Annotated in this window: 15 protein-coding genes; 5 read left to right on the forward strand and 10 right to left on the reverse strand. The window is 72.1% G+C overall.

Annotation, left to right across the window (positions count from 1 at the left end; genetic code table 11):
- Together VF746_23035 and VF746_23040 are read right to left on the reverse strand one after the other, a co-directional pair.
- Positions 1 to 1,046, reverse strand: a 1,046-nt coding sequence (locus VF746_23035; GenBank protein HEX8695305.1) for a glycine betaine ABC transporter substrate-binding protein, incomplete at its 3' end; no start/stop codon positions are given.
- 328 nt (positions 1,047 to 1,374) lie between these two features.
- A complete protein-coding gene (locus VF746_23040; GenBank protein ID HEX8695306.1) occupies positions 1,375 to 2,127 on the reverse strand; it encodes an ATP-binding cassette domain-containing protein in 753 nt (250 codons plus the stop codon).
- Between the two features lie 213 nt (positions 2,128 to 2,340).
- Here VF746_23040 and egtB point away from each other — a divergent pair, with 213 nt between their 5' ends.
- From egtB to VF746_23065, 5 genes are all read left to right on the forward strand, one after another.
- A complete protein-coding gene (gene egtB, locus VF746_23045; protein HEX8695307.1) occupies positions 2,341 to 3,663 on the forward strand; it encodes an ergothioneine biosynthesis protein EgtB in 1,323 nt (440 codons plus the stop codon).
- Positions 3,656 to 4,621 carry an L-histidine N(alpha)-methyltransferase gene (gene egtD / locus VF746_23050; protein ID HEX8695308.1) on the forward strand — a complete coding sequence of 322 codons (966 nt, stop codon included), beginning with the start codon at positions 3,656 to 3,658 and terminating at the stop codon, positions 4,619 to 4,621. The genes egtB and egtD overlap by 8 nt, the downstream gene beginning before the upstream one ends.
- 8 nt (positions 4,622 to 4,629) lie before the next feature.
- Positions 4,630 to 5,910 (forward strand): glutamate-cysteine ligase family protein, encoded by a 1,281-nt coding sequence (locus VF746_23055; protein ID HEX8695309.1) that lies wholly within the window; start codon positions 4,630 to 4,632, stop codon positions 5,908 to 5,910.
- 277 nt (positions 5,911 to 6,187) lie between these two features.
- Positions 6,188 to 6,469: a hypothetical protein gene (locus VF746_23060; GenBank protein ID HEX8695310.1), complete on the forward strand. Its 282-nt coding sequence runs from the start codon at positions 6,188 to 6,190 to the stop codon at positions 6,467 to 6,469.
- A 34-nt stretch (positions 6,470 to 6,503) separates the two neighbouring features.
- Complete coding sequence (locus VF746_23065) at positions 6,504 to 6,779, forward strand: type II toxin-antitoxin system HicB family antitoxin (protein ID HEX8695311.1); 276 nt, start codon at positions 6,504 to 6,506, stop codon at positions 6,777 to 6,779.
- A 99-nt stretch (positions 6,780 to 6,878) separates the two neighbouring features.
- Here the strand turns inward: VF746_23065 and VF746_23070 are convergent, their stop codons facing one another.
- The 8 genes from VF746_23070 to VF746_23105 form a co-directional block, all read right to left on the reverse strand.
- Positions 6,879 to 7,772, reverse strand: coding sequence for a hypothetical protein (locus tag VF746_23070; protein HEX8695312.1), 894 nt, complete (start codon positions 7,770 to 7,772; stop codon positions 6,879 to 6,881).
- Between the two features lie 193 nt (positions 7,773 to 7,965).
- Positions 7,966 to 9,300 (reverse strand): dipeptide ABC transporter ATP-binding protein, encoded by a 1,335-nt coding sequence (locus tag VF746_23075; GenBank protein ID HEX8695313.1) that lies wholly within the window; start codon positions 9,298 to 9,300, stop codon positions 7,966 to 7,968.
- Positions 9,300 to 10,463 carry an ABC transporter ATP-binding protein gene (locus VF746_23080; protein HEX8695314.1) on the reverse strand — a complete coding sequence of 388 codons (1,164 nt, stop codon included), beginning with the start codon at positions 10,461 to 10,463 and terminating at the stop codon, positions 9,300 to 9,302. Before VF746_23080 ends, VF746_23075 begins: the two co-directional genes overlap by 1 nt.
- A gap of 82 nt (positions 10,464 to 10,545) precedes the next feature.
- Positions 10,546 to 11,160: a Uma2 family endonuclease gene (locus tag VF746_23085; GenBank protein HEX8695315.1), complete on the reverse strand. Its 615-nt coding sequence runs from the start codon at positions 11,158 to 11,160 to the stop codon at positions 10,546 to 10,548.
- A 3-nt stretch (positions 11,161 to 11,163) separates the two neighbouring features.
- The gene (gene opp4C / locus VF746_23090) at positions 11,164 to 12,381 is read right to left on the reverse strand and encodes an oligopeptide ABC transporter permease (GenBank protein HEX8695316.1); all 1,218 of its coding nucleotides are present in this window, start codon (positions 12,379 to 12,381) and stop codon (positions 11,164 to 11,166) included.
- A 6-nt stretch (positions 12,382 to 12,387) separates the two neighbouring features.
- Positions 12,388 to 13,371, reverse strand: coding sequence for an ABC transporter permease (locus VF746_23095; protein HEX8695317.1), 984 nt, complete (start codon positions 13,369 to 13,371; stop codon positions 12,388 to 12,390).
- A 1-nt stretch (position 13,372) separates the two neighbouring features.
- Positions 13,373 to 15,106, reverse strand: a complete 1,734-nt coding sequence (locus VF746_23100) for an ABC transporter substrate-binding protein (GenBank protein HEX8695318.1) — start codon at positions 15,104 to 15,106, stop codon at positions 13,373 to 13,375.
- A gap of 20 nt (positions 15,107 to 15,126) precedes the next feature.
- The gene (locus tag VF746_23105; GenBank protein ID HEX8695319.1) at positions 15,127 to 16,791 is read right to left on the reverse strand and encodes an ABC transporter substrate-binding protein; all 1,665 of its coding nucleotides are present in this window, start codon (positions 16,789 to 16,791) and stop codon (positions 15,127 to 15,129) included.
- Positions 16,792 to 17,010: the final 219 nt, after the last annotated feature.

Here is a 17,010-nt window from a genome sequence, read left to right on the forward strand (position 1 = left end):
ACCGCGCGGACCCATGCCTCGGCCCCCGCCGGCCGCACCCGCTCCAGCGCCACCCCCAGCGGCACCGCCACCACGATCGCGCCCAGCAGCGAGGCGGCCACCAGGAAGAGGTGCCGCAGCGTGAGCCCGGCCAGCAGCGTCCGCCGCTCCCACAGGTATCCGCCCAGCGACCCGCCGCCTCCCCGCGCCGCCGGGCGCGCGCCCGGAGCGGCCTCCCCCTCCAGCAGCCCCAGCTCGCGCAGCGCGTCGGCGGCCACCCGCGCCACGGGCTCGCCGTCCACCTCCACGCGGCGGTTCAGCACGCGCATCCGCCGCTCGTCGAGCCGTCCGCTGAGCCGCGACAGCTCCGCCACGCCGCGCGGCGAGTCGCGCCACATCCGCGGGCCCACGAGCGCGGCGGCCTGGTAGGGCGGGAAGAAGCGGCGGTCGTCCTCCAGCACCACCAGGTCGTAGCGGGCGAGCAGGCCGTCGGTCGAGTAGCCGTCGACCACGTCCACGGCGCCCTCGGCGAGCGCGCGGTACTTCACCGCCTGTACCAGCGAGCGCACCTCGCGCGGGCGCAGGCCGTACGCGCGCGTGAGCCCCGGCAGCCCGTCCGGCCGCCCGATGAAGTCCGGCGTGAGCCCCGCCACCAGCCGGGGCGAGGCGCGCGCCAGGTCCGAGAGCGTGGCGAGCCGGTAGCGCCGCGCCGTCTCGCGCCGCACGGCGATGGCGTAGGTGTTCTCGAAGCCGAGCGGAGGCAGCCAGTGCACCCCCCAGCGCGCCTCGAACTCGCGCGACACGATCCCGAAGACCGAATCGGCATCGGGGATCGGCTGGCGGTCCAGGATCGCCAGCAGCCCGGTGCCCGTGTACTCGGGGTAGACGTCGATCGCCCCGGAGCGCAGCGCCGCGAACGCGATCTCCGTCGCCCCCAGCCCCAGCCGCCGCTCCACGGCGAGCCCGCGCGCCTCCAGGAGCTGCGCGAACATCTCCGCCAGCAGGTAGCTCTCCCCGAACGGCTTCGACGCCACGATCACCGGCCGCCCGCCCCCCGCCTGCCGCATCGGGCCCGCCTGCGCCGCCGTCCCGGAGACGACGAGGCAGTCGAGGAGCAGGAGGAGGAATCCGAACTGGAGCAGAAGCCTCAGCGGTGAGACTCGGCTCGATCTCCGGGCGGTTGAAACCGCGGCAACGACCACACGCAGTCCGCCTGCGCGGACGAGCGGGCTGCGCCCGCGCGCTTCGCGCCTGGAGCCAGCCTGCCCGTGCCGGAGCCGGCCCCCGCGCTGGAGGAGTCCGCGAAGGCGGACTTTGCGCAGTTGTCGCCGCGGATTCATCCGCCCCCGGTCGGAAGCGGGACGACGGAAGACCCGAGAGGATGAACGGGCTTTCTCATCGCTGAGATTCCTCCCCTCTCAGCCTCGCCCGCGCCAGCAGGTCGCGCACGTACTCCGTCGCCGGCGCGGCGACGAGGGTGGCCGGCGCGGCCACCTGCTCGATGCGGCCGTTGCGGAGGACGGCGATGCGGTCCGCCAGCAGCGCCGCCTCGTGCAGGTCGTGCGTGACGAAGAGGGCGGTGATGCCCAGCCGGCGCCGCAGCTCGCCGAACGCCTCCTGCAGCTCCGCGCGGGTGATGGCGTCCAGCGCCCCGAACGGCTCGTCGAGCAGCACGATGGACGGGCTCGCCGCCAGCGCCCGGGCGATGGCCACCCGCTGCCGCTGCCCGCCCGACAGCTCCCGCGGCCACCGCCCGCCGAACGCCTCCGCCGGCAGCCCCACCCACCCGAGCGCCTCCGCCGCCCGCCGCTCCGCCCGGCCGTCGCGCAGCAGCCAGGGGACGAGCGCCACGTTGCGCAGCACCGTCCAGTGCGGCAGCAGCCCCCCGTCCTGCGGCACGTAGCCCACGCGCCGCCGCAGTTCCACCGCGTCCACCGACCGCGCGTCCGCGCCGTCGACGCGTACGGCGCCCGCTTCGGGCTCGGTCATGCGGTTGAAGCAGCGCAGCAGCGTCGTCTTTCCCGACCCGCTCTCGCCCACCAGCGCCACGCACTCCCCCGCGCCGACCTGGAGCGACACGCCGTCCAGCGCCACGGCCGGGCCGTAGCGCTTCGTCACCCCTTCCGCGGCGAGGACGACGTCGCGCAATGCGCTCACGGGGAGGAGGGGTGGGGCGGGAACCGTCTGGTCATGGGATGGATTCTCCTGGTGCGCTTGCGCCGAATCCCCCGGCCCGGATCTTGTGACAAAGCCGGCACAGGGACGGCGCGACGTGCGCAAGCAGAGCGTGGCGCGGGGGAGCCCGCGCACGTAGCTTACAACGCGCCCTTCCACGCTGACAACGCCCTCCCCGCCCGATCGATGCCCGCGAGCAACGGAAGCACCCCCACGCCGCGCGAGATCGCGGCCCTGCTGCTGGACGCCCGGGAGCGCACGCTGCTGCTGGTGGCGCCGGTGTCCGAGCCCGAGCTGCAGGCCCAGCACAGCAGGCTGATGAGCCCCATCGTGTGGGACCTGGGGCACATCGCGCACTTCGAGGAGCTGTGGCTGCTGCGCAACCTGGAAGGGCCGGTGGAGTTCGGGGAGATGCCGGGGATGTTCAACCCCTTCGAGAACCCCCGCTCCACCCGCGGCGAGCTGCGCCTTCCCGGCCTGGCCGACAGCCTGGAGGTGATGGCCGAGGTGCGCCGGCGCGTGCTGGAGCGGCTGGAAGACGGCGGCGCCCCGGGCGAGGCCGGCCCGCTGCTCCGCGCCGGCTACGTCTACCGCATGGTGGCGCAGCACGAGTACCAGCACAACGAGACCATCCTCCAGGCGCTCCAGCTGAAGGAGGAGCCGCCCTACCGCGCCCCCCGCGCCATCCGCCCCCCCCGCGGCCGCCCCGTCCCCGCCGACGCCGACGGGATGGTGCGCTTCCCCGGCGGCCCTGTGGAGATCGGCACCGACGACCGCAGCGCGGCCTACGACAACGAGCGCCCGCGGCACCGCGTGGAGCTCGCGCCGTTCCGCATCGGCGCCTGGCCGGTCACCGGCGGCGAGTACATGCGCTTCATCGCCGACGGCGGCTACGAGCGCGCCGAGCTGTGGACCGAGGCCGGGTGGAAGTGGCGGCAGGAGGCGGACCTCACGGCACCGCAGTTCTGGGAGAAGCGCGGCGAGGAGTGGCGGTCGCGCAGCATGGACCGGGAGACGCCGGTCGATCCCAACTGCCCCGTCTGCCACGTCTGCTGGTACGAGGCCGACGCGTACGCCCGCTGGGCCGGCGGCCGCCTCCCCAGCGAGCAGGAGTGGGAGGCCGCCGCGTCGTGGGACCCGGCGACGCAGACGAAGCGCGCCTACCCCTGGGGCGACGAGCCGCCCACCGCGCTCGACGCCAACCTCGACCAGCTCTCCTTCGCCACGGCGCAGGTGGGCGCCTACCCGCGCAACCTCTCGCCGATCGGGTGCTACGGGATGATCGGCGACGTGTGGGAGTGGACGTCGAGCGACTTCGGCGGCTACCCCGGCTACGAGACCTTCCCGTACCGGGAGTACTCCGAGGTCTTCTTCGGCCCCGAGTACAAGGTGCTGCGCGGCGGGAGCTGGGCCACCCGGCCCGGCGCCGTCCGCAACACCTTCCGCAACTGGGACTACCCGATCCGCCGGCAGATCTTCAGCGGCTTCCGGATCGTGCGCGATGACTGACCCCGCCGCCTCCCTCCCGGCCGCCGCCGCCGACCCCGCGGTCCTGGCCGACCTGCGCGAGGGCCTGTCGCGCCCGCAGAAGGAGCTGCCGCCCAAGTACTTCTACGACGCGCGCGGCTCCGAGCTGTTCGAGGCGATCACGCGGCTCCCCGAGTACTACCTGACCCGCACCGAGCGCGCGCTGCTGCTGCGCTGGATGCCGGAGTGGGTCGGCGAGCTCCGGCCGCGCGCCCTGGTGGAGCTCGGCGCCGGCAGCGCCGAGAAAACGCGCATCGTGCTGGACGCCATGCTGGGCGCCGTCGGCTTCGCGGCGTACGTCCCCGTCGACGTGAGCGCCGAGTTCCTCGACAGCGCCGCCGCGCGCCTCGCCGCCGAGTATCCCACCCTCGACGTCCTCCCGGTGGTGGCCGACATCACGGCGGAGTTCGAGTTCCCCGACATCCTGCCGCGGCCCACGCTGCACGCCTTCCTGGGGAGCACCATCGGCAACTTCACCCCGGCCGAGGCGGTGGCGCTGCTCGGCCGCGTGCGCCGCCGCATGGCCGCGGGCGACGTGTTCCTGATGGGCGTGGACCTGCGCAAGGACCCGGCGGTGATCGAGGCCGCGTACAACGACGCCGCGGGGGTGACGGCGGAGTTCAACCGCAACATGCTGCGCGTGCTGAACGCCGCCGCGGGAACCGACTTCGATCCCGACGCCTTCGAGCACCGCGCCTTCTACGACCGCGGGCGTCACCGCATCGAGATGCACCTGGTCTCGCGCCGGCCGCAGACGGTCGACGTGCCGGGGCTGGGCCCGGTCCGGCTGTTCGCGGGGGAGACGATCCGCACCGAGATCTCCTGCAAGCACGACCGCGCCAGCGTGGACGCCATGCTCGCCGGCGCGGGGATGAAAGTCCGCGCGTGGGAGACGGACGGCGCGGGCCTCTACGCGCTCCTCCTGGCCACCCCCGCCTGACCACCGCCGTGCCGCTCGACCCCGCCCTCCTGGCCGCGGACCTGCGCGACAACGCCTTCGGCTTCCGCCGCAGGACGGTGCGCCCGCCCGCCATCGGCGCCGAGGTGGAGCTGATCCCGGTGGACGCCGACACGCGCGCCCCGGTCCCCATCGTCTCCGACGGCGGGCCGTCGACGCTCGCGCTGCTCAGGCGCCTGGCCGGGCGCAACGGCTGGCGCGAGGAGCCCTCGCCGTACGGCGCGCCGCGCTTCGTGGTCCCCGACGGCGGCGTGCTCTCCTTCGAGCCGGGGGGGCAGATCGAGCTCTCCGCGCCGCCCTTCCACTCGGCGTCGGCCCTGCTCGCGAGCCTGCGCGTCACGGTGTACCCGCTGGTCCGCGAGGCGCTCGACCAGGGGATCGACCTGCTGAGCGTGGGCGTCGACCCGGTGAGCCCGGTCGAGGCCGTCCCGCTGCAGCTCCCCGGCGCGCGCTACGCCCGGCTGACGCGCTTCATGGAAGACCTGGGCACCGGCGGCGTGCGGATGATGCGGCAGACCGCGGCCTTCCAGTGCAACCTGGACTGGTGCGGCGACGCGCTGGCGCGCTGGCGCTTCCTGAACGCGCTGGCGCCGTACGCCACCGCCGTCTTCGCCAACTCGCCCGTGTACATGGGCGCCGACACCGGCGAGAAGAGCTTCCGCGCGCGCGTCTGGCGCGAGCTGGACGGCGGCCGCACCGGCATCTTCCCCTGCGGCGGCGATCCCGTCCGCGAATACCTGGACTTCGCGCTCGACGCGCCCGCCATCCTGCTGGGCGAGGCGGGCGAGTGGGAGCCGTTCCGCGACTGGAACGGGCGCGGCGCGGCGGCGCTGGACGACTGGCACGCGCACCTGACCACGCTCTTCCCCGACGTGCGCCCCAAGGGCTTCGTGGAGGTGCGTTCTCTCGACGCCGTGCCACCCGAGTGGTACGCGGCGCCGCTCGTCTTCCTGGGCGGCCTCACCTACCACGAGCCCACCTTCGCCGCCGCGCGCGAGCTCGCCGGAGATCCCGATCCCGCCCTCCTGGAGCGCGCCGGGCGGCTCGGCCTGCGCGACGAGCGGATCGCGTCCACCGCGCGCGGCCTGTTCGAGCTGGCGCTCGCGGGGGCCGAGGCGCTGGGCCCCGCCTTCCTCTGCCCCGCCGACCTGGAGGAGGCCCGCGCCTTCCTCGCCACCTACACCCGCCGCGCCCTCTCCCCGGCGGACGACGCGCTCCCCGCGTCCGCGTCCACGTCGGAGCCCGTAGAGCCCGCCCCCGCTGCCGTTTAGCCCGTCACGCCTCCCATGGCGGTTTGGCCTCTTGCGCCGGGTGTCCACCACGTGCATTTTTCAGCCGTTTCGTGCCTTCCCATTCGTCTCGGCAGACAGGCCATGGCGGATCTTGGTGAGAAGACCTTCGGAGAACTCCTAGTGGAAGCCGCCGAGGAGATGCTCGCAGTTCATCGCGGCGAGAAGCAACCCGCGCGCGTCGATTACCTGCCGATCATCAATCGGCAGCACGACGTGGAGGCCGCCTCCGCACTACGACGCGGAACGGATCGCGAGGGTGCGCACGTCGATGGGAGTCTCCCAGCCGATCTTTGCCAAGCTGCTGAACGTCAGCCTGAGCACTGTTAAGGCGTGGGAGAACGAGTACCGCGAGCCGGACGGAGCCACGAAGCGGCTGCTCGAGGTGGCGGAGAAGCATTCCGAAATCCTGCTTGCCTCGCTGGTGGGACATCAGGCTGATCCGCCATATCACATACCAGACCTGGAAAACAGCGGGCCTCACGCAGAGTCAGCAGAGTTAGCAGAGAACTTCTCCGCTGACTCTGCTGACTCTGCGTGAGAAAGTCTTTGCCAGATTCAGCATCAGAGGCGGAATGACGCGCGACATGCAGCACTACCTGCGGCTCCCATACACGACGCGTGTGGCGCCCGACCAGGGGACGCGCGGCGAGCGGCTGTTCCTGGCTTCCGTGGAAGAGCTACCGGGGTGCCAGTCTCACGGAGACACGCCGGAAGAGGCCCTGCTGAACCTGAAGGACGCGATGGAGCTGTACATCGGCTCCATGCTCGAAGATGGGATCGAGCCGCCGGAGCCACGGGGCGAACCGGTTTCCTGGGGCGTGAAAACTGATCGTCCCTCGGCCGCATAGACCGATAATCCGCAGACAAGAGCGGGCCGCCCGGATCATCGGGTGGCCCGCTCTCATCTCGCCTTTCCGCCGCCCCGCGCGCGGCGTTCCGGGCCGGGATCACCTCCCGAGCGGGGGCTCGTTACCGGGGAAGCATTGCGCGAAGCGTGCGGACGAGGAGGCGTCGCGCAGCCGGAGCGCGATCATGGCGCCGAGCAGGGCGGGTGAAAGGCCGACGCTACTGCTGTAGTTAAAGCCGTGTGAATGGCACGTTCCCGCCTGCGGATGCACCACGGCCAAGGAGAGCCTGAAGTCGGCGCCGGCCCTCTGTTCGAACGACACCTGGACGTGCGCGAGCCGTCCCAGGGCCGGCGTGCCCGGGTGCAGCGGCAGCGCCGTCAGCCTTTCTCCCGGGACGCTGAGGGCGTCTTCCGCGATCCGCTCCAGCTCCCTTTCCGTCAGGTCCGCGCGCGGCTCGCCGCTCCACCGGACCACGAAGGGGACCCGCACCGGGGGCCGGGTGTCCGCGAGGGAGGGAGGGAGGGCGATCCGGGCGCCGGGCTCGACGACCGTGACCGTGGAAGAGCCTTCCGACGCGCCGAACGGCGACTGCCTCCCCATCACGAAGGCCCCGTTGCGCAGCCCCGCCCGGTACTCTCCTGGCGGCGAGGTGACCACGAAGGCCCGCTCGGTCCAGAGCGAGTCCCCGGGCGCGACCCGGACGGGGTCCGCGCGGCAGTCCCGCTCGCCGCCCACGTCCGCGACCGCCAGCTCGCCCACGAAGCGGATCTCGCACGGGCGCACATCCACCGCGAGCGTGCTGTCGGAGAGGTTGATCAGGACCGAGCGCACGCGCACGGTGTCGCCCGTGGCGAGCGGCGACGCGTACCCCGAGGTGAGCCGCGCGGCGAAGCGGGGGAGCAGGTCCAGGCCCTGGGCCGCCGCCGGGGCGGGCGCGCCGGACAGCCCCGCCAGGAGCGGGAAGAAGACGAGGGACCGCGGAAGGATGCGCATGACCGCCCTCCGGCCGGGGAAAAAGTCTGGCTCGCGCCGATCCGGCGAGAGCGCCGGCTCCTGAGGCACGATGCTCCCCGGACCGCGCTCGCGTCAAGACATTTCGTACCGCGAGAACGGTCGGGCGGCGCGAACGGAAGCGGGCCGCCCGGCGGTCGGGCGGCCCGCTCCCGGTCTCCGCCGGCCCGGCGGCTCAGGCCGGCGGAGGAGGAGGCGCGCTCCGCTCCGGCGGCGGCGGGCCGCCGGGCGAGGGAACCACCGGCAGCCCGTTCGGCCGGCCGCCGTCGCCGTGGTAGCCGGCGCCCAGCGGCACCTTGATGCACGCGGCGAAGTGGCCGCCGCCCTTGTCGGCCAGCGGGGGGACGATCTGCGCGCACTCGGCGTCCTTGAGCGGGTGCTGGCAGCGCGGGTGGAACGGGCACCCGCTCGGCGGGTTGGCCGGCGAGGGGACGTCGCCCTCCAGCACGATGCGCTGGCGCCGGGCCCGCGGGTCGGGGATCGGCACCGCCGAGAGCAGCGCCTGCGTGTACGGCATCAGCGGGTTGCGGTACAGCTCCCGGCTGTCGGCCAACTCCACGATGCGGCCCAGGTACATCACCGCCACCCGGTCGGAGATGTGCTCCACCACCGACAGGTCGTGCGCGATGAAGATGTAGGTGAGCCCGAACTCGTTCTGCAGGTCCTGCAGCAGGTTGATCACCTGCGCCTGCACCGACACGTCGAGCGCCGACACCGGCTCGTCGCACACGATCAGCTCGGGCTCCACCGCCAGCGCCCGCGCGATCCCCAGCCGCTGCCGCTGCCCGCCCGAGAACTCGTGCGGGTAGCGCACCGCGTGCTCGGGGCGCAGCCCCACCACCGAGAGGAGCTGGGCGATGCGGTCGGCCGCCTTCTGCCCGCGCGCCAGTTTGTGGATGGCCAGCACCTCGCGCAGCATGTCGCCCACCGTCATGCGCGGGTTGAGCGAGCTGAAAGGGTCCTGGAAGACGATCTGCGCCTTGCGGCGGAGCCGCCGGAGCTCGCCCCGGTCCATCTGGAAGATGTCGCGCCCGTCGAAGAGCGCCGCCCCCGCCGTGGGCTCGATCAGCTTCAGGATCGAGCGCCCCGCGGTGCTCTTGCCGCACCCCGACTCGCCCACCAGCCCCAGCGTCTCGCCCCGGCGCAGGTGGAAGCTCACCCCGTCCACCGCCCGCACGTCGCCCACGTGGCGGTTGAAGAAGCCCTTGTGGATCGGGAAGTACTTCTTGAGCCCCTTCACCACCAGCAGCGCGTCTGGGGGCGGCTCCAGGTCGTCGGGCGTCTGGCCGCGCAGGTCGCTGTCGCCCTTGGCCGGGGGGAGCTCGCGCCGCTCCGGCGCCTCGCCCTTCCAGTCCACCGGTGCGTGCGAATGGTAGCCGCCGGCGCTCCGCTCGATCCCCTCGCCGACCAGCCCCGTGGCCGGCTCGCCCGGCCGCTCGCCGCCGCTGCGCTGCCCGTCGCCCGCGCCGCGGCCGCCCGCGGGGGTGCGCCCCTCCGGCGTGGACGCCATCAGGCCACCTCCCCCGTGCCGGGGTCCAGGTCGTCGGGGTCGGCGGCCAGCGGCGTCTGCGCGCCGGTGCCGGTGAGGGCGCCCTCCGGGGTGAAGCCGCCGGTGGTGCGGCGGATCTCCTCGCGCCGCTCCGGGTGCTCCACCAGCCAGCACTTGTTCCTGCGCCCGGGGCCGATCTCGAAGAGCGGCGGCTCCTCGCGCTCGGTCTTCTCCCACCCGTACGGGCAGCGCTCGTGGAAGCGGCACCCCACCGGCCAGTTCGTCGGCGACGGGACGACGCCCGGGATCACCGCCAGGCGCTCGATCTGCTCGCCCAGCTTGGGCATGGAGCGCAGCAGCCCCTCGGTGTAGGGGTTCTGCGGGTCGTGGAAGACGTCGTCCACCGGGCCCTCCTCGAACACCTGCCCGGCGTACATCACGATCACCCGGTCGCAGGTCTCGGCCACCACCCCCAGGTCGTGCGTGATCAGGATGATCGACATCCCCAGCTCTTCCTGGAGGCGGTTGAGCAGCTCCAGGATCTGCGCCTGGATGGTCACGTCGAGCGCGGTGGTGGGCTCGTCGGCGATCAGCAGCTTGGGGTCGCACGCCAGCGCCATGGCGATCATCACCCGCTGGCGCATCCCGCCCGAGAGCTGGTGCGGGTACTCGTCCACCCGCTGGTGGGGGATGGGGATCCCCACCAGCTGCAGCATGTCGATGGCCCGGGTGCGGGCGTCGCGCTTGTTCAGCCCCTGGTGCAGCATGAGCGACTCCATGATCTGGTCGCCCACGGTGAACACCGGGTTCAGCGAGGTCATCGGCTCCTGGAAGATCATGGCGATGTCGTTGCCGCGGATCTGCCGCATCCGCCGCTCGGGCGCCACCGCCAGGTCCTCCATCTCTCCCGCCTCGTTGCGGAAGAGGATGCGCGAGCCGGGCTCGATCCGCCCCGGCGGCACGGGGATCAGCCGCATCACCGAGAGCGAGGTGACGCTCTTGCCGCTCCCCGACTCGCCCACGATCCCCAGCGTCTCGCCGGGGTTCACGTGGAAGCTCACCCCGTCCACCGCCCGCGCCACGCCCGAGTCGGTGCGGAAGTAGGTCCTCAGGTTCTCCACCTGGAGGATCGGCCGGTCTGCGCGGCCGGGGGCCGCTGGCCGGGCCCGCTCGTCCCTCGTCACGTTGATCTCGGTCAAATCAGCCCCCCGTTCCCGGCAAGCTTCCCATGTTCGGCCACCTCGTCCTTCCCGGACTGGACGACGATCACGCGAGCCCCCACTGCTCACGGACCCACGCCTGCTTCGGCAGGGGCTCCGCCCAGAGCCACTCCACGGCGATCCCCATCCCGGGGAGCGCCTCGGAGCGCAGTACCGGCGGCTCGCCGAGCGGCACCGGGTCGTACGCCCCCCCCTCGCCGCCTCGCCGATACGCCTCAACCCTCTTCCGCTCCGGATCGATCAGCCAGTACTCCGCTACTCCGGCTTCCGCGTACTCGAAGAACTTCTCACCACGGTCGAGCCCCCGGCTCCCCGGACTGCTGATCTCGATCACCAAATCCGGCGGGCCGTCCACGAAGGTGCCGTGAAGACGGTCCATGTGCTCGCTGCGGAGAAAGAACACGTCCGGCTCGCGGGCCGCCCGTTCTCGAACCCGCACGGTGTACGGCGCCACGAAGACCTCACCCAGCTCGTGCGCCTCGGCCCAATCCTGAATGATCGACGCCAGGAAGCGCGTGAGCCTGGACTGCGGCTTGTTCCCCGGACTCATGACGTAGACCTGCCCATCCACCCACTCCGCGTGCACCCCGTCATAGGCGTCCAGGAACTCTTCGAAGGTCAGCTCGGCCGGGGGGACGGCCGGGACGGACTGCGTCGCCATGGCTCACGTCCTCAGGCGCGGGTCGAGCGCGTCGCGCAGGCCGTCGCCCAGCAGGTTGAAGGCGACCACGGTCAGCACGATGGCGATGCCGGGGAAGGTGGCGATCCACCAGGCGTTGATCAGCGCGTCGCGCCCGTCGCTCACCATGTTCCCCCAGCTGGGCGTGGGCGGCTGCACGCCGAGGCCCAGGAACGACAGCGACGCCTCGGTCAGGATCGTCTGCCCGATCCCCAGCGTGGCCGACACGATCACCGGCGCCATGGTGTTGGGGATGATGTGCCGGAAGATGATGCGCCCGTCCCCCATCCCCAGCGCCCGGGCCGCCTGGATGAACTCCCGTTCCCGCAGGCTGAGCACCTCCCCGCGCACCAGCCGCGCGGTGCCCATCCACCCGGTGAGGCCCAGCACCGTGACCACCAGGTAGATGTTGGGCTCGAAGAGCGCGATCACCACGATGAGCAGCACCAGGCGGGGGAAGGAGAGCATCATGTCGGTGAAGCGCATCAGCAGGCTGTCGACGATGCCGCCGAAGTACCCCGCGAAGGCGCCCACCAGGGTGCCCAGCGTGATGCTGATCCCCACCGCCACGAAGCCGATGGAGAGCGAGATGCGGGCCCCGTAGAGGACGCGCGAGAAGATGTCGCGCCCGAACTTGTCGGTGCCCATCAGGTGCTGGAGCGACGGCTCCAGGTAGCGGTTGAGGATGATGTTCCCCTGCTCGGCGGGGTCGTACGGCGCGATGAGCGGGGTGACCAGCGTGACCACGTAGAGCAGGAGCATCACCGCGAGCCCCGCCATAGCCAGGCGGTTCTTGCGGAAGTGCCGGGCCGCGATCGACCACTGCGAGTCGCCGTGCAGCCGCTTGGGCCGCTTCGCCCGCACCGTCAGGTCGTAGAGCGCCCACCCCCACACCACCAGGAGGAGGGCGGCCAGCGAGGCCACGGCCACGTACATGTCGACGGGGACGCGGCGCAGCGCGCGCATCCCCACGATGCGGCTCCAGGAGAGGAAGAGGAGCCCCAGCAGGATCCCCCAGGAGATGAGCAGCGTCATCCCCAGCCGCCACTCGCCGCGCAGCAGGTGGCCGAGCCCCGGCAGCAGCGCGGACGCAGCGTAGTGCGCCGGGGTGGTGGGGGCGCGGCCCTTGAGGCCGGCGGCGGGAGGAGCCGTCTGCTGGATCGGCTCGGGGGGCAGGGCTTCGACGTTCGGCGAGGCGCGCATCGGCGGCTACTCCGTGCGGATGCGGGGGTCGACCACCGCGTAGAGGACGTCGGACAGGAGGTTGCCCGCCACCACGATCGCCGCGATCACGAAGCTGGTGGCCATCACCATCGGGTAGTCGCGCTGGAGGATGGCGTCCACGATGGCGCGGCCCATCCCCGGCCAGCCGAAGATCGTCTCCACCAGCACCGCGCCGGAGAGCAGGAACGGCAGGTAGAGCCCCAGCAGGGTGATGATGGGGATCAGCGCGTTCCTGAGCGCGTGCTTGAAGACCACCTTCCGCTCCGAGAGCCCCTTCGCCCGCGCGGTGCGGATGAAGTCCTGATGGATCACCTCCAGCATGCTCCCGCGCATGTAGCGCGCGACGCCGGCCGCCGAGCCGATCCCCAGCGCGATGGCCGGCAGCACCAGGTGCATGACGCGGTCGCCGATCTTCTGCCCTGTCGACATGAACTCGTAGCCCACGCTGGTCATCCCGCTGGCGGGGAACTGCAGCGGCCAGCCGGACTGGTTCGCCTTGAGCGAGAAGAGCAGGATCAGCATCAGCGCGAACCAGAAGCTCGGCATCGAATAGAAGAAGAGCGCCACGAAGGTGAGCACGTTGTCGGCCAGCGAGTACTGCCGCACCGCCTGCACGATCCCGATCAGCATCCCCACCGCGAAGATCACCACCAGCGAGATCAGCGTGAGCTGCACGGTGTTCCAGAGCACCTCGGGGAGGATCTCGCCGATCGGGCGCATCTGCCCGAAGGAGTAGCCGAAGTCGCCGCGCAGGAAGCTCCACAGCCACTTGAAGTACTGGATGTGCAGCGGCTGGTCGAGCCCCAGGTTGCGCCGCATCTGCTCGATCACCTGCGGGCTCACGTTGGGGCTCACGAAGCGCTGGACGGGGTCTCCCGGCGCCAGGTGGATGATGAAGAAGATGAGCGTGAGGATCCCCAGCAGGAGCGGGACCGCCCCCAGGATGCGCCGGGCCAGGTAGCCGATCATCTCACCTCCTCGCCGTGTCTGCCGGGGTGTCGGCCGGCGCTGCGCCGGCCGCGGGCCCGCGCTGCTCGGCGCGCGGGATCCACCACTCCCAGGTGTTCTGGTACGCGCCGAAGGTGTCGACGCGCACCCCCTTGAGCCGCGGGGCCAGCCCCACCACGATGTCGTAGTGGTAGAGCCAGGTGTAGGGCTGGTCCCGCACCACTTCCTCGGCCGCCCGCCGCCAGAGCGGGTTGGCCTCCCGCGCCGTGGGCGCCGCGCGCGCGGCCTCCATGAGCCGCGCCGCCGCGGTGTCGGCGTAGGAGACGATGTTGAACGGCGACCCCGGGGTGAAGAGCGCCGAGAGGTCGGGGCTCAGGTTCACCGCCCAGCTCCCCAGGAGCACCTCGAACTCCCTGTTGATCTGCCGCGTCTGGTAGGTGTTGAACTCGAGCTGCTGGAGCCTGAGGTCCACCCCCACCGCCCTCCACTGCCGCTGCAGCACCTGCGCGAAGTCGGCCCGCCGCTGGTTCCCCGTGTTGAAGAGCAGCGTGAAGCGGAGCCGCCTGCCGTCCTTCTCGCGGACGCTGTCGCCGTCCGCGTCGGTCCACCCCCGTCGCTCCAGGGTGCGCCGCGCGCCCTCGGGGTCGAAGGGGAGCGGCCGCATCGCCCGGGGGTCGTACAGGTCGCGGAAGATCGGCGGGTACGGCCCCGCCGCCGGCACCGCGAAGCCCTCCATCCCCAGCGCCCGCACGGCGCCGGGGACGTCGACCGCCATCCCCAGCGCCCGCCGCACCTCGGGGTCGTCGAAGGGCGGCCCCCGGCGCGGGTTGTAGGCCAGGTACTCCCAGTAGCGCTTCTCGATCGGGGCGAAACGCAGGTTCGGTGCCCGACGCCTCAGGCCCGGGATGGCGTCGAAGGCGATCTGCTTCACCATGTCGACGTTCCCCGTCTGCAGCTCCACCAGGCGGGTGGTGGCGTCGGGGATCACCCGGATCACCAGGCGGTCCAGGTGCGGCCGCACGGGAAAGTGGGGATTCCTCTCCAGCACGATCTGCTGGTCGGGAACCCACTGGCCGACGCGGAAGGGCCCGCTCACCACCAGCGTCTCGGGGCGGCTGAACGCCGGGTGCGTGGCGAGCCCCGCCGGCCCCGCGCCCTCGTACGCGTGCCTGGGCGCCACGGGGAAGCTGGAGACGAAGTGCATCTCCGGCGTGCGGCGGCGGAAGCGGAACAGCACCGTGGAGTCGTTCTCGGCCACGACCGAGTCGAGCGCCGCCAGGTCTTCCTGCCGGGGCGAGGCCGCGCGCTGGTCCTTCATCGCCCGGAACGTCCAGACCACGTCGTGCGCGGTGATCGGCTTCCCGTCGCTCCAGCGGAGCCCCGACTTCATCCGGTAGCGCAGCGCGGAGGAGTCCGGGTACTCCCTGGCGTACTCCCAGTGCCACGCCAGCGCCATCGGGCTCTCGATGGAGGTCAGGAACACCAGCCGCCCGTCCCGCCAGGCGCCCCGGGTGAGCCCCATGTACATGACGTCGACCAGGTCGCCGTCCATCTCCGAGCGGTAGACCACCGGCATCGGGGCTTCCAGGTCGTGCAGCTCGGCGGTGACGGCGGTGCCCCCCGGCTCGGGCTGTCCGCCGCCCGGCGCGGCCCGGCGCGCGTCCTCCTTCTCCCCGGGAGGCTCCCCGCAGGCGGCCAGGAGCAGGAGGAGGACGGGGATCACCGCGAGCGGGGCACCGCGTCTGGCGTTCGGCATGGTCTTCCGGAAAGGGCCGCCTAGCGCGCGCCGCGCTGGCCGGGGGCCAGGTACCACCCGCGGGCCCCCACCCAGTCGCCGCGCGCGTCGGGGTGCACGTTGCGCAGCCGCTCGTGCACGCCCTCCAGGCGGCGGGTGAAGTACAGGAACGTGTACGGCTGGTCCGCCGCGATCTTGCGCTGGTACCGGGCCCACACCGGCTTCGCGGCGCCCCGGTCGACGATCCTGGGCAGCGTGTCGAGGAGCGCCTCGGCCTCGGGGTCGCAGTAGCCGACCCACTGGTACGGGTCGTCGAGCTTCTTGCAGCTGAACAGGTCCGAGTCGTCGATGCGGAACTCGGTCACCCAGCCGATCACCACCGCGTCGAAGTCGCGCCGCTCCACGTCGTTGATGCGGTCGAGCAGCGTCCCCCACTCCAGCAGCTGGGGGCGGACGTCGACGCCCACCTGCTTGAGCTGGGCCTGCACCACCTCCATGATGTCCTGCCGCTCGCGGTTGCCCTGGTTGGTGATCATGGTGAAGCGGAACGGCCGGCCGTCCCTGTCCAGCACGCCGTCGTTGTTCGTGTCGCGCCACCCGGCCTCGGCCAGCAGGCGCCGCGCCCCGGCGGGGTCGTGCTTCAGGTCCGCCCCCGCCTGCGGGTCGTAGTTCCAGTAGAAGGGCGGCACCGTGCTGTTGGCCGGCTCGCCGTAGCCCATGCGCACGCCGCGGATGATGGCGTCGCGGTCGATGGCCATGGTGAGCGCGCGCCGCACCCGCACGTCCTTGAAGAACGGCCGCCGCTCGTTCCAGCCGATGATCAGGAAGGCGCGGTCGGGGAAGGAGAGGAGTCGCGCGCCGGGCGAGCTCTCGATCTGCTCGCCCTGGTCGGGGTTGGGGGCGATGTAGTAGTCGATGCGCCCGGAGAGGAGCTCGGTGAGGAGCGTGGTGGGCTCGGGGATGGCTCGGTAGACCAGGCGGTCCACGTAGGGGCGCCCGCCCAGCTCCCTGGGCCAGCGGTCGTTGGCCTCGAAGACCCAGCGCTGGCCGGTGACGTGCTCCACGAACTTGAAGGGGCCGTTCCCCACCGGGCGCCGGGTGTTGAAGGGGTGGTTGCGCATCTCGGCCGGCCGGGTCCCCTCCAGCACGTGCCGGGGGACGGGGGAGAAGGAGCGCCAGGGGTCCAGGAACTCGGCGTGCGGCTCCATGCGGAAGCGGATGGTGAACGAGTCCACCACCGTGGCCTCGCCGTAGTGGGTCCAGAACGCCGTGTTGGGGAAGCCGGTGTCGGTGTCGCGCACCATGTTGTACGACCACTTCACGTCGTAGGCGGTGGTCTTCACCCCGTCGTGCCAGTAGACGTCGTTGCGCAGGTGGAAGGTGAGCTCCGTGGTGTCGGCGTTCACCTCCCAGCTCCGCGCCAGCCAGGGGACCGGCTCCAGCTTCTCGTTGTAGGTGACCAGCGGCGCGAACAGCACGAACTGCTGCACCTGGTTGGCGGTGTGGTCGGTGGAGGTGAGCGGGTTGATGTCGGGGATCTCGCCGATGGCGCCCACCACCACGGTGCCGCCGAAGCGCTGCTGCTCGGGCACCTCCGGCTCGGCGGCGGCCTTCCCCGCCTCCCCCTTCTCCCTCCCTCCCCCGTCGCCGCCCCCGCAGGCGGCGAGGGCGACCAGCATCCACGCGGAAATCAGGGTCCGCTTCATCGGTAACGGCTCCGGGTGCGGCACTTCGGGACGAACGTCCGTACGACGGACGAGCCCCGCCGCTCGGCGGGGCCGCGTCGGTCTACCGGGCGCGCCCGCCCGATGTTCCGAACGCCGAGTGCTTTAGTCCTGAGTCCTTGGTGTTTTAGTCGTAACTTACAGGTCGTGGAGTGGTGGCTCCACACGCGCCCTGACCCGGCGACCAAGACTAAGGACTAA

It is taken from the genome of Longimicrobium sp. (assembly GCA_036389795.1).
Classification (GTDB): domain Bacteria; phylum Gemmatimonadota; class Gemmatimonadetes; order Longimicrobiales; family Longimicrobiaceae; genus Longimicrobium.